Below are 1,970 nucleotides of genomic sequence, written 5' to 3'. Positions count from 1 at the left end.
GTTACCTGCACGTGAAGCTGCTGAAAAATATCCTGACCATTTAACCTTTAAACCAAGTATTAAGCGCCGTTTAATGCGTGGTTTTATTGAAGGGCTTCGTATTGTATTGCCAGCCGCACTTGCGATTGGGGTGGGGTATATGATCGTACTAGACGTTATTGATGTGATTAATAACTACAATATTGAGACAGGACTGGTTGCATTAACGCTTGCAGGGCTGCTTTATGGTGTTGGCTGTTTCCTTATTGTTGCGCTATTAAAGTGGATTTTGATTGGTCGCTATCAACCGCGTTCGGCACCTATGTGGACCATGTTTGTATGGTTAAGTGAAGGGATTACCAGCTTATATGAATCAGTTGCGATTCCTAACTTCTTAAACTACTTAAGAGGAACACCAATGTTGCCATTCTTCTTGCGTATTTTAGGGGTTCGTATTGGTAAAGATGTTTATATGGATACGGCTGATATTACCGAGTTCGACTGTGTCAGCATTGGTGACCGTGCCGAGTTTAATAGCTTTTCAGGCCCACAAACTCACTTGTTTGAAGACCGTATTATGAAAATCGGGCAAGTGAACGTGGGGCATGATGTAGTGGTCAATGCGCGCAGTATTATTTTATATAACGCAAACGTGAGCAATCATGCTGTGTTAGGTCCATTAACACTGGTCATGAAAGGTGAAAATATTCCGGCTAAATCTGCATGGATTGGTTCCCCGGCTGTGCCTTGGGTTCATAAATAATAAATTGTTGAATTGAAAAAAGCCTCTGTAGAAACAGGGGCTTTTTTGTAGCTAAGCTTTAGTAATATTATACATTCATTAATGTCTAATATATTAAATATATAATAAGATATTGATGTAAAATTATGAAAATCAGAAAGCTTTAGGAAAAAAATTAAGAATGTATTTAATGCATATTTGGACATTTAACTCTATGGAAAAAGGTGAATCTCTATTCGCCTACCAAATACAAAAAGAATTTGCAGATATTTTAGTTTCAATTTTTGATAAGGAAACATTTCCACTTATTTCTGATCTTTCATATGTAGATTACGATTTATATAGTGATAGACAGATTTATCAATTAATTAACGAATTTAAAAAACTTATCGAAATTTATCCAGCGTTTATAGTTGAAATTTCTAAAATAATAAGCTTTTTAGAAAAAGCTATTGAGTGTAATGAAAAAATTCTTTTTGATCCCTTTAGAGAATCTATCTTGGGCCTAAATGTTTTTGAATTTTCCTAAAAATCAATACACCTTATACGAAATGAGTTAAGTATCTATAATAATGAGTATATATAAAAATATATGAAGTTAACTACTATGCCTTTCACTTGGGAACTTCCTTATAAAAAAATCTATAAATTTAACTATGGATAGTAGAAAAAGAAGTCCTATCAGGTAATTTGGTTGATAAAGGTTTAGTTTTTTATTGATACATAAAAAAGTTAAGTGTGAAGACTAACTCATCAATTTTACGAGCAAAACTTGTTTCGGATAAATTATTCTCAATGGCAATATTTTGCATTATTTCTACATCTAACCATTGTTTAGTAATTACGACTGCAGCTGGGTTTCCTGAAAATAACTGATCAGTAAAAGCATCTACCTGATACATTTTCATTATAATTTCCTATTCATTGTATTCTGATAAATATCAGTATTTCTCTATTTAATTTTTTGAAAGCTTGTACAAGGTTTCAATCATATCTTGAATTTTGTCCTGATTTTTGACAAAAGAATTATCTTTAATATGTTTTTTTACCTCTTGAAGAGTATCTTTTCCATATTCAAACAACTTAATTTGCTGACTAAGCAACTCTATTTTTTTATCAATCAATTGATTGGAGATAATATTGCACTCTTCAGAAGGAGGTTTTGTTCCAAGTTCAATGAGTTGTTTGATCTCTTCTAGAGTAAATCCAATATTTTTCAAACATATAATTAATTTAATTTTCTGTTCAT

General features: G+C 32.0%; 2 protein-coding genes and 2 pseudogenes. 2 read left to right on the top strand and 2 right to left on the bottom strand.

The annotated features are described in order from the left end of the window. A pseudogene (locus VXQ92_RS16260) lies at window positions 1-742 on the top strand (peptide synthetase); the annotation flags it as partial. A 169-nt stretch (window positions 743-911) separates the two neighbouring features. Next, a complete protein-coding gene (locus VXQ92_RS16255) occupies window positions 912-1,250 on the top strand; it encodes a hypothetical protein (protein ID WP_106440146.1) in 339 nt (112 codons plus the stop codon). A gap of 196 nt (window positions 1,251-1,446) precedes the next feature. Here VXQ92_RS16255 and VXQ92_RS16250 read toward each other — a convergent pair. After that, window positions 1,447-1,629, bottom strand: a pseudogene (locus tag VXQ92_RS16250) (PhzF family phenazine biosynthesis protein); the annotation flags it as partial. A 48-nt stretch (window positions 1,630-1,677) separates the two neighbouring features. Then, on the bottom strand, window positions 1,678-1,970 hold a 293-nt coding region (locus tag VXQ92_RS16245; protein WP_416682528.1), incomplete at its 5' end, for a MerR family DNA-binding protein.

It is taken from the genome of Acinetobacter sp. 228 (assembly GCF_048147885.1).
This window is presented reverse-complemented; position numbering and strand designations above follow the sequence as displayed.